We start from the raw sequence: 26,976 nt of genomic DNA on the forward strand, positions 1-26,976 counted from the left end.
TTTTCTTCCTTAACATACTGGTTGTTTTGTTCAGTTTTCAAAGAGCAAATTTGTAAGCCGCTTTTCAAATTGGCGACTTTATTAATATAACACCTAGAGTTTTGAAAGTCAACTCTTTTTTAAAATTATTTTAAACGAATATGTTTCGTTCTCAACTTGGTGTTTTGTGTGTTTCGTTAAGACAACGTTAATAAATTTAACATGTTTATAAGATGAAAGCAAGAGAAATTTACAAAGAAATAACTGGAAATTATTATTTATATAATTTAATCAATTAATACAACTGAATAGAGATAACCAACGAGAGACCTGAGCAAACATTTCAGACGTGCAGCGGCTATAAAATAATGTGGATATTACATTAAAATACCCTGCATCATTAAACAATGAACCTTTAATACAAAAGCCGCTGCAGGCTATTTTGCAGCGGCTCCCATTATTTATTACGCATTTGAGGGAAAAGCAATACATCACGGATGGAAGGCGAATTAGTCAATAACATAACAAGACGATCTATACCGATTCCAAGTCCGCCTGTTGGAGGCATCCCGTATTCAAGAGCTTCCAGGAAGTCATCATCCATCAGATGCGCTTCATCGTTTCCTGCATCTCTTTCCTTCACTTGTGCTTCAAAACGTTCACGCTGATCAATTGGATCATTTAATTCACTAAATGCATTTGCATGTTCTCTTCCTACTATAAATAACTCAAAACGATCGGTGAAACGCTCGTCTTCTTTATTTTTCTTGGCAAGTGGCGAGATTTCCACTGGATGACCATATATAAAAGTAGGCTGAATTAATGTTTCTTCTACCTTTTGCTCAAAAAATTCATTCACGACATGGCCAAAAGTCATCGTATCTTTAATCTCTACTCCGTGTTCTTTGGCAAGAGCACGTGCTTCTTCATTGGTCATTTGCTGCCAGAAGTCCACACCGGTCTTCTCTTTTACTGCATCTACCATATGAAGTCTTTTCCATTCTGGTTCTAGTTCTATCTCATATTCTCCGTATATTACGTTTGTGGAACCAAGAACGTCTTTTGCTATATGAGCTACCACATTCTCTGTAAGTGCCATGATATCATGATAGTCTGCATATGCTTCATATAATTCTATCATCGTAAATTCAGGGTTGTGACGGGTCGAAACACCTTCATTACGGAAAACACGGCCGATTTCGTATACTTTTTCCAAACCGCCGACAATTAGGCGTTTTAAGTGCAGTTCAATCGCAATACGCATATATAATTCGATATCCAGCGCATTATGGTGGGTAATAAACGGACGTGCAGATGCTCCGCCAGGAATGCTATGCATCATCGGTGTTTCCACTTCCAGAAAACCTTGTCCATTCAGATATTCCCGCATGGATTGAATAATTTTACTGCGTAAAACAAATGTTTCCCTGCTTTCCATATTTGTGATAAGGTCCAAATAACGTTGGCGATAACGTTGCTCAATGTCCTTAAGGCCGTGATATTTCTCAGGCAATGGACGAAGTGATTTTGAAAGCAGCTCAAATTCTGTAGCTTTAACAGACAGCTCCCCTACATTCGTTTTGAACATTACACCAGTGATACCGACGATATCCCCAAGATCAGTTGTTTTAAACACTTCATAGGCATCCTCACCGATTGCATCTTTACGAACATACAATTGAATCTGCCCGCTCAAATCCTGAACGTGTGCAAAGCCTGCTTTCCCTTTCCCGCGTTTCGTCATCATTCGGCCAGCGATAGTAACCTTATCTGTCATTGCTTCCAGTTCCTCTTTGGAATACTTATCATATTTCTCGATAAGTTCTTCGGCCAAATGTGTTCGTGAATATTTCCCGCCAAATGGATCAAGTCCTTTTTCCCTGTAATCATTCAGTTTGTCACGACGTACACGCATCTGTTCATTTAATTCTTCTGACACCTTCATCACTCCAGTCATTAATAATAGTAAGTATATAGTAAATTGCTAATTCTTTCACGCGGATACCCTTAACCTGCGCTTTTGATTAAAGCAGAAAAACCTGCCGGTAATAAACCGACAGATTAGAGGTACGATTAATAATTACGAAGCTTGATATTCGGCATCCAATTTGTCTGCAATTGTATATAAGATACCGAGCAATTCTTCACGTGTTTCCGCTCCATTACTGTTTTTTCCTACACTTCCGTTCCTTTTCATGCCTTTTAAGTACCAGGAAGCATGTTTGCGAATTTCCATTACCGAGCTTTTTCACCTTTAATTTGAACAGCGGGTTGAAATATATGTTTCCAATGTGAAACACCTTGATGTCATCCCTATATTTTACTCTTCCGACTGATTACCGGAGTTTTCCAACGTAATCTCTTCTCTCGGTATGGATAGCTTTTCAGCAATCTGATCAAGTAAATCATCAGAAGCTGCCTTTGTGCCCCGTTCTATATTTCCAATTAATGCGGTGGGAACATCCAGTTCCTTTGCAAAATCTATTTGTGTATATCCCTTTAGTTTACGAAAAGCCTTTACTCTTTTTCCAACCCGTTTAGTGTCCATTTTCTTACATCCTTTATGTCTGTATCAGGAAGCTCATGAATAAGTTCCACAACACTCTTGTTCCACACAGGCAGTACAAAGTCTGGTGCAATCTCCTGCAACGGGATAAGCACAAACGCTCGTTCATGCATCCTTGGGTGTGGTATTATCAATCGTTCTACTGTACTATTTTCTTGATTATATGTCAAAATGTCAAGGTCTATTGTTCGCGGGCCGTAGCGAATCTCCCTTTTACGGCCTAATTGTCGTTCCACTGACTGGCAACACTCCAGCAGTTCCATGGGGGACAAGGATGTCTCTACTAATATTACCATGTTCAGGAAATCCTCCTGATCCATGTAACCGACTGGTGCTGTTTCGTAAATGGAAGATCGCTTTAAGATGTTAATGTGGTTATTCGACTCCAGTAATTGCAATGCTTCCCTTAAATACTGGTGCCTCGTTTCAATATTGGTCCCTAAAGCCAAGAAAGCTGTATTCATACGGTTTTCTCCCTGTAAATTTCTACTGCTACCGACTGATAATGGCCGGGTATCGGCGGATCAGGTTTAACAACCTTCACTTTGCATGCTTCCAGCAGTTCAAAAGAGGAAAACAATTGTTTAGAGATCAGCTCAGCTACTGCCTCAATAAGGTTCTTCGCTTCCCCTTCCACCACTTCCTTTACAACATCGAAAACATGACCGTAGTGAACCGAATCATACATATTATCTGTATTGCCGGCGTTTTTCAGATCCAAATAAAGCTCTAAATCAACATAGAAACGCTGCCCTAGTTTGTTTTCCTCGGGAAGCAACCCATGGAATCCATAAAATTGCATGTTATTCAGTAATATCTTATCCAACTTTCGTACCTCCCGCAGCAAGAATGGCGTCTGTCATTTGAGCAATCTCTCTATTTAATTTCACATTATGCACGCGAATCAGATGGGCACCTTTTACGATGCCTAAAGCGGTAGTAGCTCCAGTACCATTGTCACGTTCCGCTGCCGGAAGATCCAGTACGCCACCGATAAATCTTTTTCGAGATGTTGCTAACAGAAACGGAAATCCCATTCCAACCAATTGCTCAAGGTTATTCATAACGACAAGATTATCCCTTGCAGACTTGGCAAAGCCTAAACCTGGATCAAGTATAATATGATCTTTCGGTACACCCGCCTGAAGGGCAATTTCGATACTTTCTTCCAGATCAGTTTTCATATCATCTATGATGGAGTGGTAATCTTCATCCGTCCGGTTATGCATCAAGATTATCGGAACACGATATTCTGCAGCAACATTGGCTATTTCCGGTTCCCTTTTGGCTCCCCACACATCATTGATAATATCCGCCCCAGCTTCTACTGCTTTTTCAGCGGTTTTCGCTTTATACGTATCAATCGAAATAGGAATATTAAGTTTTTCCTTTAATGCTTGAATTACAGGCACAACACGATGAATCTCTTCCTCCGCCGTAACTGGAGCATGACCCGGACGAGTCGACTCTCCCCCGATATCAATAATATCGGCGCCTTGCTTTTCCATCAGAACAGCCTGCTCCACAGCTTTTTCAATGGTTGTATAACTTCCACCATCTGAGAAGGAATCCGGCGTTACATTTAAAATCCCCATAATATGTGTTCTTTCAGATAAGTTTAGTGTCTTCTTATTTGTTTTTAAAATCATATGTACGAAACCTACTTTCTTTGACCGATATATACATTTATCCTACAGCATATTCACAGATAAAAAAAGACCAGCATATATATAATGCCGATCATTTCTTCTTGTTATTTTACTGATTATCTTCAAATTGATACAAAGGAGTAGATAAATATCGCTCTCCATTATCCGGGAAGATTGCAAGCACTTTTTTGCCTTTTTCTAATTGCTTTGCAACCTTTAAGGCAGCAGCAATTGCGGCACCGGCTGAAACTCCACCAAGAATTCCATTCGTTGTTGCCACTTTTCGCGCTGTATCGAAAGCTTCGTCATTTTCAACCGTTAGAATTTCATCATAGATATCATTGTTCAATACATCCGGGTTAAAACCTGCACCAATTCCCTGAATTTTATGTGGTCCTGGTGAGCCGCCTGACAATACAGGTGAAGCTGCAGGCTCTACCGCATAAATCTTAATACCCTCGAAATTTTCTTTTAACACCTTGCCCGCTCCAGTGATTGTTCCACCAGTTCCGATACCAGATACAAACGCATCCAGGCCGTCACTCATTTGCTCGACAATTTCTTTACCGGTAGCAATCTCATGGATTTCAGGGTTGGCAGGATTACTGAATTGTTGTGGCATAAAATAACCATTTTCGTTTTTTAGTTCTTCCGCTTTAGCAATGGCGCCTTTCATTCCGTCTGCCCCAGGCGTCAACACAAGCTCCGCCCCATATGCACGCAAGAGATTGCGACGCTCCTGACTCATTGTATCCGGCATTACCAAAACAGTTTTATATCCTTTAGCAGCCGCAACCATCGCAAGCCCAATTCCAGTGTTACCGCTTGTCGGTTCAATTATTGTATCGCCTTCTTTAAGGCCGCCGTCTCTTTCAGCAGCTTCTATCATCGCCACTGCTATCCGATCTTTTACGGAACTTCCAGGATTCATAAATTCAAGTTTTACATACACATCCGCACTATCTGGGTCTGTAAGATTGTTTAGTTTAACAATTGGAGTTTCACCAATCAAGCCTGTAATATTATCAGCAACTTTCACAAAAACCCCTCCTAATTCCTAGTACTTTTATATGATTTATTTATAATGTACGTTGTTTTCAAATCAATGTCAACTCATTGGTCTGAAAATTCTTAGTGATAAAGGATTGATATCTGCAGACTACTTACTCACCATATATCCATTCAACATCAACCTGTTCCCATAAAGGGTCCGCAGTTAAATTCTGTTCCAGTTCCTGCATGGCCAATTCGCTTTCCATATATGGCTTTATCTCTTCATATGTAAATTCAATTGACGGCAGATTTCGGTGAAGATAAATTACCGCAACTCCACTTTCGGCCCGAAACGGTTCACTATATGAATGGTCTTCCATTTCTAAAGCAACTTCCTCGTAACTGTTCGGAAGAAACTGACTCGATGTATAAATCGAACCAAGATAGCCACCATTGTTTTTAGTTTCCTCGTCCGTTGAATACTCCCTTGCCAGCAATTCAAATGAGGCACCCTCGTCAAGTTCAGAAACGACTTTTTCGGCGGTCTCAAAATCGTCTACAACAATATGGGAAAGCTGTACAGACGATGAGAAATTATATTGATCCCCATAACTATCATAGTAACTTTGTAATTCATCTTCAGGAATTGACATATCCGCAGTCAGTAATTGTTCCAACTGATAGCGATAAATAATATCCTCTCTCCATCCTTCTTCCTCTTTGGAGGATTCTTCTTCCGTCATGACTCCTTGCATCGTATGTAAAAAGGCAATATCACGCTGGATGATCTTTTCGTCTATTTCAATCTTTTCTTCCTCTGCCAATTGTTCGACCACTTCTTTATCAATCATTGTTTTTAATTCTTTTTCCCCATGTCCTGTCCTTAACGCATCCATCCATTGCTGGTAGGTTATTTCCTCACCGGCAATGGATGCAACAGGCTCTGTGCTATTTATTTGCGTATCTTCATCTTCGCTTATGACACGCTTTTCTTCCTGGTTCCAAAACAGCAGTGAAGCAATATTCGTGATAAGAAGTACAACAATTATCCCAAGCAGTAATTTTTTCGACATGATTGTTAACTTCCTTTCCTACTGTTTCAGTTCTTCCAGTTCTTGTTCTGTAAAGTGATATGTTTCGTTACAGAAGTGGCAGCTTGCTTCAGCACCATGATCCTCATCAATCATGCTTTGAATTTCTTCCTTGCCAAGGCCGGTAATGGCATTTGCCAATCGTTCCTTCGAACATTTGCAACGGAATTCAATTGGCATGGACTCGTGAATCTTAACCTCTTCGTCTTTAAACAATTGCTGCAATATTTGCTCAGGGGTTTTTCCTTCGCGTATAAGACTGGAGATTGACGGGAACGTTTGAATTTGCTCCTCAAGTCTTGTGATGATCTCTTCGTCAGCTCCAGGCATTACTTGAACAATGAACCCGCCTGCAGCCAGAATCGTATGATCGGGATTAACCAAAACACCAGCCCCTACTGCTGAAGGTACTTGTTCCGAGGTAGCGAAATAATAGGTGAAGTCTTCACTGATTTCTCCGGAAACAATCGGTACTTCACCTGTAAAATATTCCTTCAACCCTAAATCCTTAATAACACTTAGAGTTCCTTCCGTCCCTACAGCACGGGCTACATCCAATTTTCCTTTTTCATTTAATTCAAAATCGACATGGGGATTGTTAACATATCCACGTACATGTCCCTTTGCATTTCCATCAGCAATGATCGCACCTATTGGTCCGTTTCCCTCAACTTTTATTGTATTGGAGTCCTCGCCCTTAAGCATGGCTCCCATCATTGCTGTAATTGTTATGGTTCTGCCGAGTGCAGCAGAAGCAGTCGCCCATGTATCCTGTCTTCTTCGTGCTTCTTCCACAGTATTTGTTGAAGTTACGGCATACGCCCGAACTTTTCCATCAAATGTTGTTGCTTTAATAAGGTAATCTTTCATGTGAAGGTTCTCTCCTTTTATCGCTGGTGGTTTATTTCCTGGTAGATTAAGTGAAGTCCTTTTAGAGTCAGATGTGGGTCAACAACATCAATCGTTGTTGAATCATGCCCTATCATTTTGGCCAATCCGCCTGTAGCGATAACTTTTGGATTGGTTTTTTTCTCTTCCTTGATTCGATTAACCAGACCATCAACTTGTCCTATATATCCGTAGAAAACCCCGGATGTCATTGCTTCCACAGTAGTCCTCCCAACAATTTTATCGGGAGCCTGTATTTCTATTTTCGGAAGCTTTGAAGCCTTGCTGTACAAAGCTTCCATGGATACACTAATTCCGGGAGTAATAATGCCTCCCGAGTATTCTGCTTTCTCGTTAATATAGCAGAATGTTGTAGCTGTCCCAAAATCGATAATAATCAGTGGTGACCCATGCTCTGCGATTGCCCCTGCAGCATTGACGATGCGGTCTGCACCTATTTCCTTTGGATTCGGGTAGTTCATTTTCAGGTAGGTATGGAAATCCTCTTTGCCAACAACCATTGGGTCTAGCTCAAAATAATCTTTGCACATTTTCTCAAGTGCAAACATGATTGGAGGAACAACAGAGGATATGATGACTCCATGTATATCCGAAAAAGCGACATCCTTATGATCAAATAGAGATTTAATCAGCATTCCGAATTCATCTTCTGTCTTATAGCGGTCTGTTTTAATACGCCATTCATACTTTAAGTTATTTTTTTCAAACACTCCAAGTACGGTATTAGTATTCCCTACATCAAGTACAAATAACATGTGTCACCATGCCCTTCCTATCATCTCTATTTTTTAATATAACATACTTTGGAATCCATTAGAAATGCTAGCTTTAGGCTGTAAAACCAAAACAGAAGCAGCCCCGTAAAGTGGCTGCTTCTTAATTCCTTATTTTTTATCTTCTGGATCTGTGTCAGGATTTTTATCGTCCATAATCGGATCATTGATATATTTCTTCTCTTCAGATTCAGCTTTTTCTTTAGCTTCTTCAAAAGATAATGTTTCTGCATCGTCATCCTTTGAATTGATATTCACTTTAACATCCTCTGAATCAACAACTTCAGGATCCGGCAGCTTGCCTTCTTCAAACAAGGATTTAATCTGCTTCGCATCCAGCGTTTCCACTTTGAGAAGCGTTTGTGCTACAAGCTCAAGCTTATCTTTGTTTTCAGTAAGGATCTTCTTGGCCCGGTCATAACAATAATTAATAAAGCTTTGCATTTCTTTATCAATATCATGGGCAATCGCATCACTGTATGTTTGCTCATTTTGGATATCACGGCCTAAAAAGACATTTCCGCCTCCACCACTGCTGAATTGCAATGGACCGATTTTATCACTCATACCGTATTCCGTAATCATTTTATGGGCAATATTTGTTGCACGTTGGAAATCATTGGATGCGCCTGTGCTGACTTCACCGAAAATGATTTCCTCAGCCACTCGTCCACCGAGCAAGCCGGTTATTTTATCAAAAAGTTCCGGCTTTGTCATGAAGTAACGGTCTTCTCTCGGAAGCATTACTGCATATCCTCCAGCCTGTCCGCGCGGTACAATGGTAACTTTATGCACGACATCCGCATCGTCAAGAACCATACCAATAATGGTGTGGCCACTTTCATGATACGCAACAATATTTCTTTCTTTTTTGGATATTACCCTGCTTTTCTTAGCAGGCCCTGCAATAACACGGTCAATCGCTTCGTCAATATCCAGTTGGTTAACTGCCTTGCGGTCGTCCCTTGCAGCAATCAGAGCTGCTTCATTCAGCAGATTCTCCAGGTCTGCACCAGAGAAACCTGGCGTTCGCATTGCAATGGTTTTTAGGTCTACTGTATCATCCAGCGGTTTATTACGGGCATGAACATGCAATACCGCTTCACGTCCTTTAACATCTGGACGGTCCACCATAATCTGTCTGTCAAAACGACCAGGACGAAGCAATGCTGGATCAAGAATATCTGCACGGTTTGTTGCAGCTATAATTATAATTCCTTCATTTGCACCGAATCCATCCATTTCAACAAGCAACTGATTCAATGTTTGCTCACGTTCATCGTGACCGCCGCCGAGACCTGCACCACGTTGACGTCCAACTGCATCAATTTCATCAATGAAAATGATACATGGCGCATTCTTCTTAGCATTTTCGAACAAATCACGTACACGGGAAGCACCAACACCGACAAACATCTCAACAAAGTCTGAACCACTGATTGAGAAAAATGGTGTTCCAGCCTCACCGGCAACAGCGCGGGCAAGCAATGTTTTACCAGTACCCGGAGGTCCTACAAGCAGAACCCCTTTAGGGATACGTGCGCCGACAGCTGAGAACTTACGCGGATCCTTCAGGAATTCAACAACCTCAACCAATTCCTGCTTCTCTTCATCTGCACCGGCAACATCTTTGAAACGTACTTTTTTCTTGTCTTCCGTATACATTTTAGCCTTGCTTTTACCAAAGTTCATGACACGGCCACCGCCGCCTCCACCTTGTGCCTGACTAAGAATGAACAGGAAGAAAAGTCCAATTAATAAGAACGGAACGATTCCTGTCAGGAAGGTGAGCCATGGACTTGGCTGCTCTTCTTCGGCAACATTCAGTATGCTCTGTTCTGTTGCTGTATCTGTAATTTCTGAAATGATTTCTGCATTATCTGGTACTTGAGCAACAAATGTTGTTTCACCATCTGTAAGTGTTCCGGTAAAGCGGATGATTCCATTTGAAGGCTGGAATGTTAACTCTTCAACTTCACCATTATTTAAAGTGTCCATAAATTGCTGTACATTATACTGTTCTGTTTCTTCACCTTGTCCGTTGAATACTCCTATTACGCCAATGATGACAAAGAAAATGAGCATCCAAAACAGGACATTACGAAATATCTGACTCATTGCCAACCTCCTCCCAAGCGGGGAAAAACTATAGTACATCGTATCATATGAAAAAGTTGAAATACAACTGATATAACCTGAAATCCGGATTTATTTTCCCCCTGGCAACATATAGCCCACCCGGAAGAAGAATACTCCCTTCTTTCCATTGAATCCGCTTAAACTGCGGGTCCTATTCTCCACTGTATACTTCTGGTTTCAGCACACCGATGTATGGCAGGTTACGGTAGCGTTCTGCATAATCCAAACCATAACCAACAACAAATTCATCCGGTACTTCAAATCCAATTAAATCTGCTTTAATGGCGGCAGTCCGTCCTGACGGTTTATCAAGCAAGGTCACAATCTTGATTGACTTCGCCTTGCGGTATTTAAATAAATCTACAAGATAACTAAGTGTCAATCCGCTATCGATAATATCTTCAACAATGATCAGGTCGCGGCCTTCAACTTTTGTGTTCAAATCTTTGACGATTTTCACTTCTCCTGATGAGCTTGTTCCACTACCATAGCTCGAAACATCCATGAAGTCCATTTCAAGATGGATTTCCGTGTAGCGAAGCACATCGGACATAAACGGCATTGCACCTTTCAGTACACCAATAGCAAGCGGAAATTTACCATCGTATTCTTCCGAAAGCTGCCGTCCGATCTCCTGGCATTTCGATTTTATTTCTTCTTCTGTAACTAAAATATGGTCAATTTCACCATGCATGTTGTCCTGAAGCATCTTAAGTCCTCCTAATTTTTCCCTTTTTCATAAAGCAAATGGATGGTCGCTCCTCGTACCAGTCCTGATGTCGGCTGCCCCTTCTTCAATCCGATAAGCCAGATTATCTTTCCTTCATCATCAGTAATGACGGGCCAGCTCTCCCTTGCACTCAAGGGTATTTTAGCATCTATAAATATATCCTTCAGCTTTTTGCTTCCATTTAATCCCTTCCAGCTCATTCGATCCCCCGGTTTTCTCGTCCTGATATGTAATGGTAATTTAACCTGTTCCGAAGAGAAAATGTAGGAAAGAGTGTTTTGTTCGGTATTTTTTTCTGCGAAGTTTGCTGTAATTGTAGAGCCATCCGGCAATTTAAGTTTACCTGGGATATCCAACGTGTAGTGATAAGAAAGGTTTGGGTCCTCATGGTGTTCCGCGAAATAAAATGTCATTCTACCATAGGAATTCTCCAATTTTAAAGCAGATGGAAAATCAAGTTGGGCATTTCCTTCCTTACGCTGCAATAAAGCGAAAAACTGTTCTTCATGCCCATAGGATAAATCCTTTGGCAATACATCGTATAGATAGTTTAATATTAGATGATAGGCACGCCTTTGTAAAGCTTGGGCGCGGTTTTTAAACAATTCCGCATGAAAGGTAACCATACCGTTTTCCCCCTGGAAATCGACGAGTTCATCAACCATTTTTTCTGCTTCTTTTCTTAGGAATTCTTCATCTTCAGAAAGTGTTTCACTAAGATGTTGAACGGTCATATGTATATTGCTGTTTTTCTCCTTTATTAATGGCATGACCTTATGACGATAAAAGTTCCGTGTATATTCGGTTTCAAAATTTGTGGCATCGATTCTAGCCTCAATATGATTCTCTTTACAGTAGTTCTCCAGAATCTCTTTGGTTATACAAAGAAATGGACGAATGATGTAACCTGTTGAAAATTCCCGGTGAACGGGAATTCCATTGAAGAAGCTTGAGGAGGCAGTGCGTGACATTTTCATCAGCATCGTCTCTACCTGGTCGTCCCCATGATGGCCAAGTGCCAGAAAATCTGCCTGATAAAGTTCCATCTGCTGTTCGAAAAAACGGTAGCGTAGTTCCCTGCCGGCCAGCTCCGTCCCAATTCCATGCTTTTTCCTGTAGGAAGCTACATCCAATGAAGCTCCGACAAACTCTGCTCCCCACTCATTGCAAATCCTTTCGACATACCGCAAATCTTCAAGGGATTCTTCTCCTCTCAGTTGATGGTCAACAGAAACGGCAACAATGTTCAAATTCCATTCATGCTCCAATGAAAGCAGAAAATGCAGTAATGCCATAGAATCCGGTCCACCTGATACTCCTACAAGAACGGTTGCATTTTTCCTGAGCAGCTGATGTTTTTTTATGAATGTAAGTACTTCCTGTTTCATCGATTGCCAACTCCAGCACTGATTTCAATTCGTATCTCTATCCTATCATAAGTGAAACTACTGAAAAAGCAGAGAGAAAAGGTAAAATAGCAATGCAAGTACTCCAATTCCTCCGGGTTCCACCAAATGCTGGTGCAAAGACAGCTTTGATTTTTTTCGATGATAGGACTGTCGCCTTTTCACTTCATTTATGGCAGTAATGATTTCTCTTTTCATATCTGCACTTGAATGATAGCTTCCCTTTACTGCTCTTTTCAAGATATTTCTATAAGGGTGGAGGTCTTTAACATGATCGATTTTCTTAAAAAGCAGCTTTTCGGACTGATCGCCTGTCTTAACAAATCTATTTGGATAATATATATTTAAGAATACCATAACAAATGCAAAAAGGTCATAGCTCGGTTCAGCACGCCTCGTACCCATTCCCCAATAACCACGGTCATAAAACTCGGTATACTCCTTAATTGCCCTTCCGGCACGGGTTGTTCCGCCCACATCGACCCACCGTATTCTCGGGGGTGATGAAACAACAATTAAGTTCTCTGCTTTCAAATCTCCAAAGATCCACCCAGTCCGATGCAACCTTTCCAGATCCTCAAGTAATTGAACCATAAAAACACCGATCCAGTCCTTCCCATGGGTTCCGATAAAATGTGCCAGTGTCTCACCTTGAAGGTACTCCATGACATAAAATGATAATACGTTCCCTGCAGGTGTAACCCAGTCATCTACATCAAGCAAAGAAGGTCCAAGCCGATTTCCTTGGACCTTCTCCAATGACTTTAATACGTTAACCTCCACAGTCATCGAAGTGCCTTTTTCACTGATTTTCAGAGCAGCAGGCTTCCCTTCGAATTCACATAGATAAACAGCCCCAATTGCACCAGCACCAAGTTTCTTTTGAATGGTATATTTATTGAGATGCCATTTCCCCGTGATTCGGGTACCTGGTCTGAGTTCAATAACCTGCTTCTTCCATGCCGGATTCATCATCATGCCTGAAGCTCCTTAATAAGCTTTTTTTGCCAAATTGATACATTGCCTCCCGAATCGCAGGTCCTGTAGGTGTAATGCCCCCGCTCGTCAGTTTAGGAAAAACGGCTGAAATGGAGTCAAGCTTTGGTGACCAATCAAACACTTTTTGAATAGCTTTACGTTTTCCAGGAAAACTATATATACAAAAACGATTTCTGCCAATCCTTGAGTTAAGACTGATGGAAAGGTCAATTAATGCCTCTTTAACTGTAGGAAGCTTCCCGTGCATACTTGCACTTGTATCGACAAGTACCAGAACCTCCAGATCACTCGTTTCACCAAGATCCTCAACGACCTCCATAATCTCACCGCGTTTTTCCGGTTCCAGATCTTCAAGACTCTGATCGGAACCAAGAATTTGTCTAAGTTCTTTATTTACAAAACCTTGCAGTGTTTGTGTCATCGCTTGTCTTGTCACCATTTGTACCGTTTGTGATAATGACTCACTGTACACAATTTGGCTGACACCCCCGCCTGATAAAGCAATATCTTCCACTTCCTGTAATCCATCCGGACTCTCTGTCTGATCATCATCGAGAATTCCAATCACATTCACTGTTATACCTTGCTGATATGCAAGTGCTGCAGTGGCAGAAGGATCTTCTCCCTTATTTGAGCAGCCATCCGTCAACAATAAAATTTGCTTCAAAGTCCCATTTTTCAACGCCCAAACCTCCCTATCTATTCCACTACCAATCATCACCAAAAAACAATAAAAATATACACAGAAAGGTGGAGGCGACTGGGCAGAAACGCAGGCATAAGCAAGGGACCGGAAAACGCTTGCCCTTTAGCGTTTGGAGTGTCCATTGCTTATATCCGGAGTTTCTAGGAGCCGCAACCGGACACAGAAAGGTGGAGGCGACTGGGCAGAAACGCAGGCATAAGCAAGGGACCGGAAAACGCTTGCCCTTTAGCGTTTGGAGTGTCCATTGCTTATATCCGGAGTTTCTAGGAGCCGCAACCGGACACAGAAAGGTGGAGGCGACTGGGCAGAAACGCAGGCATAAGCAAGGGACCGGAAAACGCTTGCCCTTTAGCGTTTGGAGTGTCCATTGCTTATATCCGGAGTTTCTAGGAGCCGCAACCGGACATAGAAAGGTGGAGGCGACTGGGCAGGGGGCGTGAGCCGGACTTCCTCTACAATGCCTTGTTCGCATATACCGGAACTGCTGCCCACTCCGGAGTGTTCTTGGCAATTTTGGCAACAAGTACTGTCATATCATCTTTTATTTCTCCGGATCTTGTTCGTATCACTTCCTCAAGCAGAAGATCGGCCACTTCCTGTGGGTCGTCAGTTGCCATTTCCCTAATTTTCCTCTTTAGCCAAAGATCAATATTTTCCACATGTTTCGGCCCTTCGAATATTCCATCGCTCATCATAATAAGTAAATCATCGGAACTTAACTGGTCACTTACTATCTCCACATCGAATTCTTGAATGATTCCCATAGGCAAATTACTTGCCTCAACCTTCATCATTTTATTTCCTCTTTTAATGAAGCTCGGTGTTGACCCTATTTTTAAAAAGCGGACAGAGGCATCATGCAAATCAATGACGGCCAAATCAAGCGTCGCAAAAATCTCATCAGTCGTCCGCAAAGACAGAATAGAATTGATCGACTTGATTGCCACTTTTTCAGGGATTCCAGTCTGGAGTATTTGCTGCAATAACCGCAGTGTCTCTACGCTTTCTTCCCTTGCTCTTTTACCATTTCCCATCCCATCACTAATTGCCATTGCAAATTTACCTGCTCCCAGTTCTATCGTTGTAAAACTATCTCCAGAAACCAAGCCACCTCCTTTTGCGGCACTGGCTGCTCCTGTTTTAATCGTGAATTCTTTAGCAGAACCGAAAGCCAAGTAACTGTATCCATTCGGAAATGGTGAAATTTCCTCCTGTTTGACAATAATCATTTCACCAAGGATATCTGAGAGAACCGGGGCAATTAATTTGGCTCCTTCGCCGCGATAGTCATAAAACGTTGCTGTCATCTCAATATCGACACTCCCCTTTTCCAATTGATAAATATCCAGCTTTTCCAGATCAATCCCGATATGCTTTAAGGCCTCGATAATCTGGCTTTCCTGGAGTTCATGGTGCTGGCGCTCTTTCAGGATTTCTTTTGCAAAGTCGTCCATAACTTCGGAGACTCCCTGCAATTGATCTGCAACTAATCGTTTGCTTTCCATTACTTGCTTTCTAAGCTTTTGGTTGGCCTCATAAAAGGTCATTTCCTCCTTCATTGCTTCCACAACTTTTCTTGATTTTACGCAATGATTTTCAAACTCCCGCATCACCTTCCTGTTCGGCTCAATGCCTGTTGTTATATCATCTTTCATTTCCTCCATCAATGCATAGGTTTGATCAAATTCTTTCTGCCAGCAGCGATCCTTCATAAAACAATTCTGACATGTTTTTTCCGTAACCTGGCTTAGAAAATAATCCGTTTCCCTCCTTGCCTCCTGTTCATCTGACGGCATTGAATCGGACACGGCAAAACTCTTTGACAAAGCATGGAAAACACCGGAAAACTGTTCTACCCGTCTTGCTGTGACATTTCGCACCTTCTGCAAGTACTGTTCCTGCTCATGGGTGTATTCCTCTGTACCTGGTATATATCTGGAAATCCTGCTAAACCAGGACGCAGGAGTTAACAGAAATAATAAAATTGCGATGGATGATTCAATAAGGGACGGTATCAATGTAACGGTATTTCCATAAATAGCTATTAAAGAAGTACCTACAAGAAGGCCCATAGCAGTACCAGGTTTCTTTCCTTCTTTCAGCAGTCCCCCAAGCAATCCGGAAAATGCAAGCAGGCTCATTTGATATAGATTAGCCACATTTGCAAGCGATAAAATCAATCCTGCAACGACACCCACAGTCGAACCAATGGCAGCACCACCAATGTAAGCAAACAACAATACAAAATACCGAGAAAATACTTGCTCTGCTGAAGCACCATAAAACTGCCAGCCAATCATACCTGTTAAAACGGAGGCAATAAGAATGATCATACAGACGATCTCCTCATTCTTTAATGCAGGTTTATATCTTTTAGGTGATAATAGAGGAATGCTTTGCATAAATATTAATACCAGGACTGTTCCCAACACGCCTTCAACAACCAGCAGCAACCATTCATAGGGTGTAATGGTATCACGGATCGAGTATAGAAACATTCTCGGCAGCGATGTTGCAGCAAACACTGCAATCGGCAATATAACCTGCTGATTTTTCATCTTCTTGCTTATGGCTGCAAGCAGAATGAATACGACCATGGAAATGCCGATAAAAATAGAATGCGTCATAGAGTAGCTCAATGCCCCTGCTAACACAGCAATCATCGCTTTAAAGCTTTTTTCCCTGTGGATTAACCACATAGAGGCAATAAAGGCAACTGCGAACGGAGACACAGCGGATAAAATAACAGCTCGTCCGAGTAAAAAACCCGCAATATAAAAGAGCCAACCGTTCTCTAGCAGAATAACCTTCATCTTCATATAGATTCCTTTTCGGACTCTTCCTTTTTTCTCGGTGTTCTCTACACCGAAACTCCGTGATTCTACCCTTGGAATTGAACCTATCATCTTTAACCACTCCCATCTTTCAAACTAGTAAACCATATTATTCATTCTTTTTTTGTCAAAATCACAAAGTACATTCAATAATTCGTTCGACGACATTCTAGATAAGAAGCAAATATCAACATGAAGCATACAGAGTGGTTTACGAGTATAACTCTATCTTTCCGGTATATCTTTCATTTCATGGTAAAGTTCAGAAAGCATTTTTTTGCCGAATCTCTTGGTGTTCTGGCGAAATCAGCAACTAACTTAATAGAAATTGCAAATATTACACTAATCATTCATCTTGCAAATATTACACTGTGCAGGTATAGTAGTTCTTAGCCGAATTGTTCGCAGATGAACTTTTCCATTTTCGAAGGAGTTGCGAGATGGATACAGATAATAAAATAACTAAAATTATTTACTCTTTTCGTGAAATAGATAAATTCTTTTATAAGCAGATGTGGCATCATGCCAATGAACTCGGGATCACCATTGTTCAACTGCAGATTCTGAAACTTATATCACTGGAGCCCAACTTGAGCCTGCAGGAGCTGAGCCGGAAAATGAATCTCAGTAAAAGTACGGTCAGCAGCACAGTAGATCGTTTAGTAAAGGCTTCTTATATTAAGAGGGAGCAATCGATGACTGACAGAAGAGCAATTGTACTCAATCTGACAGAGTTGGGGAAAACGAAAGAAAAAGAAGGCCAGCAATTATTTCACCAGCGTTTACGTAACTTAAATGATATAAGTGATGAAGAGATAGAGAAGTTGCTTGAGCTTCATCAATTGGTAAAGGAAAAGATTAAAGTAAATGGAGATGAACAAAATTGAAAGATAGAACAGCTTTTGTAGATGCTGCAGAAGTACCAAAAGGGCCGATAATTTTTGTAATGGTGCTGGGGGCATTTGTCGCAATTCTCAATCAAACGTTATTGAATGTTGCGCTTCCCGTAATGATTGTTGACATGGGAATGACCGCTAATGCAGCTCAATCGTTGACAACGATTTTCATGCTCGTAAACGGTATATTAATACCGATTACTGCTTTTTTGATGGAGAGATTTTCGACAAGACATTTATTTCTTACCGCCATGTCACTCTTTGCAATTGGAACATTGATCTGCGGAGTATCTTTTTCATTTCCTGTACTGCTTGTCGGAAGGGTCGTCCAGGCAGCTGGCGCCGGAATCATGATGCCGCTATTAATGAATGTGGTTTTAAGTCTTTTTCCTTTAAATAAACGAGGATCTGCGATGGGCTATATCGGGCTCGCCATGATGTTTGCACCGGCAATCGGTCCCACTCTCTCTGGAATCGTTGTACAAACCTTCTCCTGGAGAGTTTTGTTTTTTATCGTATTGCCGATCGTAATCATTGATATTATTCTTGCCTATTTCCTTTTGCGAAATGTAACAAGGTTATCCAATCCAAAAGTCGATTACAAGTCGATTATTTTATCTACTTTTGCATTTGGTGGATTACTCTACGGCTTCAGCAGTGCGGGTGAACAAGGTTGGGGCAGCCCATTAGTATATATACCACTTGGAATTGGGGTTGTCGTGATGATATTCTTTGTAACCCGGCAGTTACGATTAAAAACACCAATGCTTGAATTCAGGGTATTTCAGTATAATATGTTCTCGTTGACTACGGTCATTAGTGTCGTTGTTACCATGTCAATGTTTGCTGCAATGATTCTTATTCCGATTTATTTGCAAAACATTCGAGGGTTTACTCCATTAGAATCCGGGTTGCTATTATTACCGGGGGCCCTTGTATCTGCAGGCATGTCTCCAATCACAGGGAAATTATTTGACCGTATCGGGGCACGCCCTCTGGCATTGGTAGGCCTGGGCATTACCGTTGCTACAACATTTTTATTTGCCAACCTGACCGATGAAACCGGGTATTATTTTATGATGTTTGCCTATAGCTTGAGAATGGTTGGAATATCGATGATTATGATGCCGATTATGACTGCAGGGCTTAATCAACTGCCGAGAAGGTTATATTCCCATGGTACAGCGATGGCAAACACCTTGCGCCAAATGGCAGGTTCGATCGGTACTGCTTTTCTCGTAACCGTCATGAGCAGCCAAACAGTAAAGCATATGGCCGATTCCATGCCTGCATCAGGCATGGCTACCGAACAACAATTAACCACTCTTGAAAACCTTGCAACGATTCAAGGGATCAATGACTCTTTTATGGTTGCAACGTTATTTGCCATTTTAGGATTTATTTTATCCTTCTTCATCAAGAGAACAGATCCTGTTGAAGAAGATAAAGAGTACAATAACCAAATGGCAAATAGGGGCACGGCCAAAACAAATCAATCCCAAAAGGTAAACGTCACACAATCAAGATAGAATAACCATGCTGCCCATAACAGGACAGCATGGTTATTAATAAAATAAAAATTATTTGTCCCTAAACTTAAATTAAATTTATGAAATATTTTATTGACACATTTGCCGTGCTGTTGTATTATAAATTCTGTTGACTTATTTTGGCGGCGTAGCTCAGCTGGCGAGAGCGTACGGTTCATACCCGTGAGGTCGTGGGTTCGATCCCCTCCGCCGCTATCAATATAAATACCTATTTAACATTAACGATGTTGAATGGGTATTTTTTTTGTTAAAAAGATTCTTTTCGTAAAGTTTGGTGTTTTATAAGCAGTGGAGTTGATATAAAGTGCGACTTAACATCTATGTTGGGTCTCTAACCTGGTAATGGAAGTAAGTTACTTCGGCAACCGCAGCCCGTATACACTTCGCTTTCCACGGGCGGCTGGTGAGCTCCTTCATGCTAGCGCATTTCAGTGTCTCACCTATGCCTTTCCTCCCGTTGGAGTCTCCGTGTATACGGGCTGCTGATATGGATTTTTTTCGAAAAAGAATTCTGCGCAAGAACAATCAACACATTTGATTTACTTTCAGCGCATCCAGCATTTTTGAAATAAACGACATAAATTCTTCCTTAAACATTAGCTATTTCAAGGATAATAATTGGCAGTAATCTTCTAACCAGCTCTGGGAAATACACGGAGACTTCTGCGGGAGCAGAGGCATAGGTGAGACAACGCAGCGCTTTAGCGCAAGTTGGCTCACCAGCCGCCCGCGAAAAGCGCAGTGTATTTCCCAGAGCGGTAGCCGAAGTTACTTGCTTCCATTATCAGCTATAAATTTATCGGAAATAGGCAGTTACTTCGCATTTTACATATATTGCATCACTAACAACAGCTTATGGGAAGAGTGACTGCAGTTCTAATCTTTTAAAAATGGCCATCAAAAAACAGGCACACGTTTTTTTCTGTGCCTGTTTTATATAGTATATTAGAGCATTGTCCATAGACAGCAAGTGCTATCCTCTTTTAGCACCCCGGCCCCCGCGTTTGGATTCTGTGTGCTTTTTCAGAGAGGATAAACGATCCTCTGAATCTTTGAGAAAACGATTCATTTTTGATTCGAAATTCTCAGTTCGTTCCTTTGGACTTTTTTGACGGACTGGTCGATCCTTTGCTTTTTTTATGGATAAACCAATTTTGCCGTCTTTTTCGACATTAATGACTTTTACTGTTACCTCATCACCAACACTCAAATGTTCGTTAATGTCTTTGACATAGTTATCGGCAACCTCACTAATATGGACCAGACCCGTTTTTCCCGCTTCCAGCTCCACAAACGCTCCAAAATTAGTTATTCCGGTTACCTTACCCTGCAGCTTGCTGCCTACTTCGATTGACATAAAAAAAATGCTCCTCCTTAAAAGATTAGATGTAGTTATCATATAGTATATTAATCTGATTCAAAAGTGTCAATAAGAGGGATCTTCGTCGGGAATCCTGAAGATCAGTTCCCCTTTTTTCGAGAAGAAATAGTTCGTCCGAGCTACATCCAGCACATAATCTTCATCTTTCAGCAACTCAATTTCCTCTGTAAGATTTTGTTCCTCTTTTTTCAATGTTGCCAGCTGTTCCTCCAACTGTTCATACTGCTCTATTTTTTCTGCCTGAAGTTCCCGTTGATTTAAATGGTATGCAGCCATCATCCCAATTGCAATGGCTATTACAATAGAAAATAACACAAGACGACGAATTAGCCGCTGCTTTTTCCTCTTCTGTCGTTCTATGTATGCGTCGTACTGCTGCATATAATTCGAGTCTAATCTTGTAATCGTTTTTTCCTTTGAAGACAAAGCTGCTACCTCCTCTTAAATTTTAGATACTTAACGCATTTATAACATATATTCTTCATTGTACTATAAAATCCTGCAATTTTGTGCAAAATTTTTTTTAAATTATTGGGAAGGACATGGTATATACCCTTACCAATCCATTTAACAGGTGTAAAAAGCCCTTTCAAAACAGAAAAAACAATTGTAATTAAAAGGGTTATCAAGGATAGAACGAGACGTATTACCAGCCCGATTGTCCAGGTGATTGGAGTTATAATGACACCATTAATAAGACTTCTGAAAAACCTGTAGATAGCTGCCAAAATTGTTATGAACCGTTCCAGTATCCGTCTGTATATTGCTTTTGCAAAAACCTGATAGATTGAAAAACCGAGAAGACAGGCGAGGAAAATATATAGTCTTAGTTCACCAGCATTGACACGGTATAACACATAAAAAATAATTGCTGTCTGTGTAATCCAGAAGCTTATTTCAAGAAAGTATGTCAAAAATATATTATTCTTCCAATAGGGTGTAAAACGGCGGAAGGTTTCTTGTATTATTCCCAAATAAAAGCCACTTGAAACCATAGCAATCAAAGTCAGGAATTGGACGCTCAATGTCATCGGAACAACTTGCTAAAGAATCCTTTAGCTTTATCCTGCTGCTGCTCGTCAACATAAGAAAGCTCGTAGATTTTCCCTTTAATTGTAACGACACCCTCCGTCACATCAAGATTCTTTAACTGTAGATTTTGCCCGCGAATAATCAGGTAGCCCATTACTGTCTCCAGCAAGAACTCCTCATTATCAAAACTGTCCACTTCTTTTACACCAGTGATCTCCAGATTTTTACGGTTATTCAATTTCACAGAATGGTCCGTTTGCACACGGTTTATCGTTTCTTTGCTCTCATAATAGTTCATAAAAAAATCCCTCCTTATCATTATAAATTTATGATAGGGGGGACAAGTATAGAACTCTATTCAATCTTTTCTTCTTTAACAATTGTATATAATGTTTCAGCTTCATCTTTTCTTACATTTTCCCTTAAATCATTCACTTTCACTGTTACGAGTTTCTGACCGAAACGGATAACAAGCTCATCCCCTGCAGAAAGAGTAGTTGCAGCCTTTGCAGGATTTCCATTCACCGTAATCCTACCCTGGTCAGCAACTTCCTTTGCCAAGGTTCTACGCTTTATGATTCGTGATATTTTCAAAAATTTATCCAGTCGCATCCTGTTCACTCTCTTTCTTTGGCTTGGTCCCAATATGCATCCATTTCTTCCAATGTTGCCTTATTGATGTCCTGTCCCTGCTTGTTCAACTGTTCTTCAATAAAGGTAAATCGCGAAATGAATTTCCGATTCGCTCTGTTTAAAGCTATTTCCGGGTTAATTTTATAATACCTTGTAAGGTTTGCCAGTACAAACAGAACCTCTCCGAACTCATCCTCTATCTCATCTGTTGACTTCCTCTCGATCGCTTCCTGAACTTCCTTTATTTCCTCATCCAGTTTCGTCCAGATGTCGCTTGCATCATCCCAGTTAAAACCTACTTTTGCAGCTTTTTTCTGAAGTTTGAAAGCCTTTGCCAGCGATGGCAGGTGCTTAGGAACACCGTCCAGTACTGATTTTCTTTGTTCACCTTTTTCCTCTTTTTTAAGCTGCTCCCAATTCTTAGTGACATCCTCTACAGAATCTACCTTTGTATCGGCAAAAACATGCGGATGACGGAAAATCATCTTGTCTGTAATCGAACGAATAACATCATCGATGGTAAAAAATCCGTCATCTTCTCCAATTTGACTATGGAGCATCACATGCATGAGGATATCACCGAGTTCTTCTATCATATTATTATCATCTTCAGCATCAATCGCATCTATTAATTCATATACTTCCTCAATAGTATACTCCCGTAATGATTCATGTGTTTGTTCCTGATCCCAAGGGCACCCGCCAGGCCCCCTTAATCTGGCCATTACTTCCCTAAGACGATTGAATGTGTGATTCAGCATCGTTTCATGTGCAGGAGGAACATAGACACTTGTCAAGTTACTGATTTCCATGGAATGATCAAGCTCCTCCAATGGAACACTGACTATCTTTTCTTGTTTACTTCCAGCCGCTTCCACGATTGTTACTACATAATCAGGGGGCAGATCTTCCAACAAAGCCAGTTTCACTTCAGATGCAACAAAGCGGTCATACACCTGGCAGAATATCAGATGATGCCGATAATCCAGGTCGCTTCTGGCAAACGATGTGCCATCTGCAAATTGAAATCCTTCAATCGGATCTATTTTAAGAGAGGTAAATAAGTCATCCAGGTAGCTTTGTCCACCTGCAATCTCCACTTCCACCTCCGTTTGATCCAATAACAGCTGAACCGTTTTTTCGGCAAGCATTGGATGTCCCGGTACGGTGTAGATAAGTGTCCCGTCATGTTCCTTCGCATATCCGATCAATGCATTGGCAATTCGATCATAAACCGCACCAAACTGCTCTTCCGCTTCATACATCGCATCAAACGCTTCAAATCTCACACCTTCTGTAAGTAATGTTTCGATTACCGGATGATCAATTGTGCGGGTATAAATCCTCGTATTGGACTGTGTCAGTTTTTTATAAATACCTAAAGGAAGCTGATCTACATCCCCGGCACCAAGTCCTATAACTTCTATTCTATTCATTTTTTGTTCCTCCCTCTATAAATACGGATAAACAGCCTTGATTTAGGCAGCATTATCAATTCATCCTCTGTAAATGCCCGGCTTCTCACAAGAATGACAATAAACATGATCCCACCGGTAGTTGCAACAAACAAGACATAAAATAATAATGTTAAACGAGACAATGCAGCAATATCAGAAAAAAGCCAGTCCATCAGGAGAATATAAACAACCATCCAGATACTTGATCGGATAAGTGCCCGCCAATTAATCCTGCTTAAAATGCCAAGTTCCGGTAATTTCCTTTTCAGCTCATACATGACGATAAGGTACAATATCATCAGGCTCAAAACAGTTGCAATGGCACTGCCCATTATCCCCCACAACGGTACAAATAATTGGTTTCCAGTCCATTTCACGAAAAAGGCGACTAAAATGAATCCTGCTGTCCGTTTTATAAGACCCAAGCCTTGCAGGATGGAGGATGCCGTAATTGCCATCGAACAGAGGAATATGGCAGCTACGAGAATTTGCAATTCCATCGTACCCTTTTCATTCTGGAACAATAAAAGATTCGTTTCCGGAAAAATACTGATTAACCCAATGGTAGCACCTGCAGCGAGGTAAAGACTGAAAAGCAATGCAGCACGAATATACTTATAGAAAGTTGTCGGATCCTGTTCAAGCTTTTCCTTTGATATGGAAGGAATCATGGCGAGTGCAAAAGATGAGCCAAGCACTGTACCCAACTGAATCAGCGGTTGCCCACGATCAAAGACACCTTTCGCTTCCATTGCATCTACTTGTGATAACCCGTATAGCTTTAAACTCTGAATCAACGTAAATGCATCGGCAAACTGAATGACAAGCAACACCATATGATTCAGAGCGGCAACAATTCCCAGGATGAGCAATGTTCTTATATAATAATTCCAAGGAATTTCAAATTGATTTCCTGATACAGGTCGTTTCTTAAGAAAGAATAATGCCAAAATAAGAATTGCGGCAATTGACCCGAAAATAGATGCAATTGCTGCAGAACGCCCAATCTGATACAAGTCATGATTCCCAAAGGCAACGTACATTGCTGTCAAAATGATGATGAACACCCGGACAAACTGCTCGCCAATTTGCGAATAAGCAGTAGGTTTCATATAATAATTACCTTGAAAGACCCCTCTTAACAAAGCGGAAAAAGGTACAAGCAGAAAAGCAAACGCTGCAAACTGATATGTACGTCCTAAAAGCTCATCTCCAACCCACCCAGCAATTGCCTCCGCATTTAAAACTAAAAACAGGAACACAGCTCCATTAATGGCCGCCAGAATTAAAAACACAGGAAGATAAAAACTTCCAAACGAAAGGCTTCTGCCTGCAGCCTTTAATTCCACCGTCATTTTGGAGATTGCAGCAGGGAAACCGTACAACGAAAGGATAAGGGCAATCCCGAGAATCGGATATACTTGCTGGTAAATATAAAAACCTATATCCCCTGTCAGGTTCTGCAATGGAATCCGATACCCTGCACTTAAAATTTTACTGATGAGCCCTGCCAAAGTCAGAAGCAAAGCGCCCTTCACCAGCCTATTATTTTCATTCCCGTTCATAATTAGCGTCCTTCACGTAAAGTTTTACTTAAGTATAACACAGCTTTCGAATGCCTTCGCTTCGTAGAAACGTAAAAGTTCAGCGTCTAAAATGGGGGCTTGTGTAAGAATTGATTGCTGCCTAAATTTATACTTTACTTATTTCTCAACTTTCGCACCAAGAATATTAGCTTAAACAGTTAACTGGGTTAAACTTGGAATGTCTCCAATGATCCCCTTGCGAACCTGATGAAAATAAGGCTATGGTCAATGGTTATGAACCAACTTCTTCTCCTTGAGAATCTAAAAGATAGGGTTTTAAAATACTTAGAGTAAGTTTGAACTTACACACTTTATTTGACAAACCCAAGGCTATTTACAAGATGGTTTGCTTTTAAATTATTGCATAGTTGATAGAGAAAATGCGAAGTAACTGGAGATATATCACCGAAATTGTCCTCTTGTCGCCGTCCGGGATCGCTCTGGGCGGATGCTTTCCGCGGGCACGGCCTCAGCCCCGAAGAGAAAACCACTCTTCTGGTCTTCGGACACGTGCTTTTCCCGCAGGAGTCACCGCCCGCCGCTCACCCGGACTGGTGAAATTGTGTAATTAGAATTAATCGCTCTAATGAATGAAATTTATTGCCAGCAAGCTAAAACCAGCTCTGGGAAATACACGGAGACTTCTGCGGGAGCAGAGGCATAGGTGAGACAGCGCAGCGCTTTAGCGCAAGTTGGCTCACCAGCCGCCCGCGAAAAGCGCAGTGTATTTCCCAGAGCGGTAGCCGAAGTTACTTGCTTCCATTATCAGCTATAAATTTATCGCAAATAGGCAGTTACTTCGCAGTTTACAGAAACTGCGAATAAAAAGCTGTGAAACTAAAAGAACGATGTGGGCCAGGTGTATTCAGGCTGCTCAGTGCAAATAGTTAATCCAAAGTCAACTTGAGCAGTGCAACTCACGCCATCCTAATTATGCCAAGGCTTATTTATCCATTTCCTTCTGCGAAAGTTGAGTTATTTTATTAGAAAACTTGGGTTGTCACCAATCCTTTCCGTGACTGCCTTAGTTGCACTTATGCAGATAGGAAGGTTTAAAATTTCCTGCCTGCTAAATATAAAAAGCTGCCTCAGAAAAAAATCCCGAGACAGTCACGACCGATTAAGTACTATTCCATCTGTTTAGCTAAAAATCCTGCAGCTGTTTCTGCAGCTTTCTGTTCTATCTTGCTGAGTTTTTCTTCTTTGGAGAATATCATGACACACCCGATAGGATCCCCATTTGCAATAATAGGACTGATGCAGTAGGATTGGAGTTCCAATTCATGACCTTCGATTATTTCCAGACCGGCAGGATCCAGTTCAAATACCTGGGACCTTTTCTCAATTGTTTTTGTCAATTGATCACCGATATTTTTATTTAAGAAATCCTTTTTTGATTCTCCTGCAATAGCTATTACCTCATCCCGATCACTTATGATAACGGGTGAATGCAGTGAATTAAATAGCGCCTCAGCATATTCCTGGGCAAAGTGACCCAATTCATTTATTGGGGAGTACTTTTTTAAAATAACTTCCCCTTCTCTATCAACAAAGATTTCCAGTGGATCTCCTTCACGTATGCGTAAAGTTCTTCTGATTTCTTTCGGGACAACTACTCTGCCTAAATCATCAATTCGCCGTACAATTCCTGTTGCTTTCATCTCTAA

Annotated in this window: 26 protein-coding genes and 1 tRNA gene; 3 read left to right on the forward strand and 24 right to left on the reverse strand. The window is 41.1% G+C overall.

Translation table 11 applies throughout. From position 1 onward, the window contains the following. Positions 1-436 precede the first annotated feature (436 nt). The 16 genes from lysS to spoIIE form a co-directional block, all read right to left on the reverse strand. Positions 437-1,924: a lysine--tRNA ligase gene (lysS, locus tag A4245_RS15760; protein ID WP_199860698.1), complete on the reverse strand. Its 1,488-nt coding sequence runs from the start codon at positions 1,922-1,924 to the stop codon at positions 437-439. Between the two features lie 135 nt (positions 1,925-2,059). Then, on the reverse strand, positions 2,060-2,215 hold the full coding sequence (locus A4245_RS20215) for a hypothetical protein (RefSeq protein WP_157087744.1): 156 nt from the start codon (positions 2,213-2,215) through the stop codon (positions 2,060-2,062). A gap of 84 nt (positions 2,216-2,299) precedes the next feature. Then, on the reverse strand, positions 2,300-2,527 hold the full coding sequence (locus tag A4245_RS15765) for a helix-turn-helix domain-containing protein (protein WP_067729647.1): 228 nt from the start codon (positions 2,525-2,527) through the stop codon (positions 2,300-2,302). Further along, positions 2,497-3,009: a 2-amino-4-hydroxy-6-hydroxymethyldihydropteridine diphosphokinase gene (gene folK, locus A4245_RS15770; RefSeq protein WP_067729649.1), complete on the reverse strand. Its 513-nt coding sequence runs from the start codon at positions 3,007-3,009 to the stop codon at positions 2,497-2,499. The genes A4245_RS15765 and folK overlap by 31 nt, the downstream gene beginning before the upstream one ends. Further along, on the reverse strand, positions 3,006-3,371 hold the full coding sequence (gene folB / locus A4245_RS15775) for a dihydroneopterin aldolase (RefSeq protein ID WP_067729650.1): 366 nt from the start codon (positions 3,369-3,371) through the stop codon (positions 3,006-3,008). Before folB ends, folK begins: the two co-directional genes overlap by 4 nt. After that, positions 3,364-4,194, reverse strand: a complete 831-nt coding sequence (gene folP, locus A4245_RS15780; protein WP_067729652.1) for a dihydropteroate synthase — start codon at positions 4,192-4,194, stop codon at positions 3,364-3,366. Before folP ends, folB begins: the two co-directional genes overlap by 8 nt. A 109-nt stretch (positions 4,195-4,303) precedes the next feature. After that, positions 4,304-5,233 (reverse strand): cysteine synthase A, encoded by a 930-nt coding sequence (gene cysK, locus A4245_RS15785; RefSeq protein ID WP_067729653.1) that lies wholly within the window; start codon positions 5,231-5,233, stop codon positions 4,304-4,306. Between the two features lie 124 nt (positions 5,234-5,357). Then, complete coding sequence (locus tag A4245_RS15790; RefSeq protein WP_067729655.1) at positions 5,358-6,260, reverse strand: peptidylprolyl isomerase; 903 nt, start codon at positions 6,258-6,260, stop codon at positions 5,358-5,360. An 18-nt stretch (positions 6,261-6,278) separates the two neighbouring features. Then, positions 6,279-7,148 (reverse strand): Hsp33 family molecular chaperone HslO, encoded by an 870-nt coding sequence (hslO, locus tag A4245_RS15795; protein ID WP_067729657.1) that lies wholly within the window; start codon positions 7,146-7,148, stop codon positions 6,279-6,281. 17 nt (positions 7,149-7,165) lie between these two features. Next, complete coding sequence (locus tag A4245_RS15800) at positions 7,166-7,942, reverse strand: type III pantothenate kinase (RefSeq protein WP_067729659.1); 777 nt, start codon at positions 7,940-7,942, stop codon at positions 7,166-7,168. 129 nt (positions 7,943-8,071) lie between these two features. After that, positions 8,072-10,078: an ATP-dependent zinc metalloprotease FtsH gene (gene ftsH / locus A4245_RS15805; RefSeq protein WP_067729661.1), complete on the reverse strand. Its 2,007-nt coding sequence runs from the start codon at positions 10,076-10,078 to the stop codon at positions 8,072-8,074. A 172-nt stretch (positions 10,079-10,250) separates the two neighbouring features. Then, positions 10,251-10,793: a hypoxanthine phosphoribosyltransferase gene (gene hpt, locus A4245_RS15810; RefSeq protein WP_067729749.1), complete on the reverse strand. Its 543-nt coding sequence runs from the start codon at positions 10,791-10,793 to the stop codon at positions 10,251-10,253. Positions 10,794-10,819: 26 nt separating this feature from the next. After that, a complete protein-coding gene (gene tilS / locus A4245_RS15815; RefSeq protein WP_067729663.1) occupies positions 10,820-12,217 on the reverse strand; it encodes a tRNA lysidine(34) synthetase TilS in 1,398 nt (465 codons plus the stop codon). Between the two features lie 57 nt (positions 12,218-12,274). Beyond that, positions 12,275-13,213, reverse strand: a complete 939-nt coding sequence (locus A4245_RS15820; RefSeq protein WP_067729665.1) for a protein kinase domain-containing protein — start codon at positions 13,211-13,213, stop codon at positions 12,275-12,277. Then, on the reverse strand, positions 13,176-13,916 hold the full coding sequence (locus A4245_RS15825) for a VWA domain-containing protein (RefSeq protein WP_067729667.1): 741 nt from the start codon (positions 13,914-13,916) through the stop codon (positions 13,176-13,178). Before A4245_RS15825 ends, A4245_RS15820 begins: the two co-directional genes overlap by 38 nt. A 476-nt stretch (positions 13,917-14,392) precedes the next feature. Then, positions 14,393-16,846 (reverse strand): stage II sporulation protein E, encoded by a 2,454-nt coding sequence (gene spoIIE / locus A4245_RS15835; protein ID WP_067729670.1) that lies wholly within the window; start codon positions 16,844-16,846, stop codon positions 14,393-14,395. 368 nt (positions 16,847-17,214) lie between these two features. On the opposite strand from spoIIE, the gene A4245_RS15840 reads away from it, so the two are divergent. The 3 genes from A4245_RS15840 (at position 17,215) to A4245_RS15850 (ending at position 19,415) form a co-directional block, all read left to right on the forward strand. Beyond that, positions 17,215-17,661: a MarR family winged helix-turn-helix transcriptional regulator gene (locus A4245_RS15840; protein ID WP_067729672.1), complete on the forward strand. Its 447-nt coding sequence runs from the start codon at positions 17,215-17,217 to the stop codon at positions 17,659-17,661. Beyond that, a complete protein-coding gene (locus A4245_RS15845; RefSeq protein WP_067729674.1) occupies positions 17,658-19,199 on the forward strand; it encodes a DHA2 family efflux MFS transporter permease subunit in 1,542 nt (513 codons plus the stop codon). Before A4245_RS15840 ends, A4245_RS15845 begins: the two co-directional genes overlap by 4 nt. A 142-nt stretch (positions 19,200-19,341) precedes the next feature. Next, positions 19,342-19,415 (forward strand) — tRNA-Met (locus tag A4245_RS15850). Between the two features lie 778 nt (positions 19,416-20,193). Here the strand turns inward: A4245_RS15850 and A4245_RS15855 are convergent. The 8 genes from A4245_RS15855 to spoVT all read right to left on the reverse strand — a co-directional run bounded on the left by A4245_RS15855 (position 20,194) and on the right by spoVT (position 26,970). Further along, positions 20,194-20,577 carry a S1 domain-containing RNA-binding protein gene (locus A4245_RS15855; RefSeq protein ID WP_067729676.1) on the reverse strand — a complete coding sequence of 128 codons (384 nt, stop codon included), beginning with the start codon at positions 20,575-20,577 and terminating at the stop codon, positions 20,194-20,196. Between the two features lie 69 nt (positions 20,578-20,646). Further along, complete coding sequence (locus A4245_RS15860; RefSeq protein WP_067729679.1) at positions 20,647-21,027, reverse strand: FtsB family cell division protein; 381 nt, start codon at positions 21,025-21,027, stop codon at positions 20,647-20,649. A gap of 5 nt (positions 21,028-21,032) precedes the next feature. Beyond that, positions 21,033-21,632, reverse strand: coding sequence for a spore cortex biosynthesis protein YabQ (gene yabQ, locus A4245_RS15865; RefSeq protein ID WP_067729681.1), 600 nt, complete (start codon positions 21,630-21,632; stop codon positions 21,033-21,035). Beyond that, positions 21,629-21,931, reverse strand: coding sequence for a sporulation protein YabP (gene yabP, locus A4245_RS15870; RefSeq protein ID WP_067729683.1), 303 nt, complete (start codon positions 21,929-21,931; stop codon positions 21,629-21,631). The genes yabQ and yabP overlap by 4 nt, the downstream gene beginning before the upstream one ends. A 56-nt stretch (positions 21,932-21,987) precedes the next feature. Beyond that, positions 21,988-22,245, reverse strand: a complete 258-nt coding sequence (locus tag A4245_RS15875) for an RNA-binding S4 domain-containing protein (protein ID WP_067729685.1) — start codon at positions 22,243-22,245, stop codon at positions 21,988-21,990. A 5-nt stretch (positions 22,246-22,250) separates the two neighbouring features. Beyond that, on the reverse strand, positions 22,251-23,702 hold the full coding sequence (yabN, locus tag A4245_RS15880; RefSeq protein WP_067729687.1) for a bifunctional methyltransferase/pyrophosphohydrolase YabN: 1,452 nt from the start codon (positions 23,700-23,702) through the stop codon (positions 22,251-22,253). Next, a complete protein-coding gene (locus A4245_RS15885; RefSeq protein ID WP_067729688.1) occupies positions 23,699-25,288 on the reverse strand; it encodes a putative polysaccharide biosynthesis protein in 1,590 nt (529 codons plus the stop codon). Before A4245_RS15885 ends, yabN begins: the two co-directional genes overlap by 4 nt. A gap of 1,148 nt (positions 25,289-26,436) precedes the next feature. Further along, positions 26,437-26,970, reverse strand: a complete 534-nt coding sequence (gene spoVT / locus A4245_RS15890; protein WP_067729690.1) for a stage V sporulation protein T — start codon at positions 26,968-26,970, stop codon at positions 26,437-26,439. Between the last annotated feature and the right edge of the window lie 6 nt (positions 26,971-26,976).

Source organism: Oceanobacillus damuensis (genome assembly GCF_001618145.1).
Lineage (GTDB): Bacteria > Bacillota > Bacilli > Bacillales > Amphibacillaceae > Oceanobacillus > Oceanobacillus damuensis.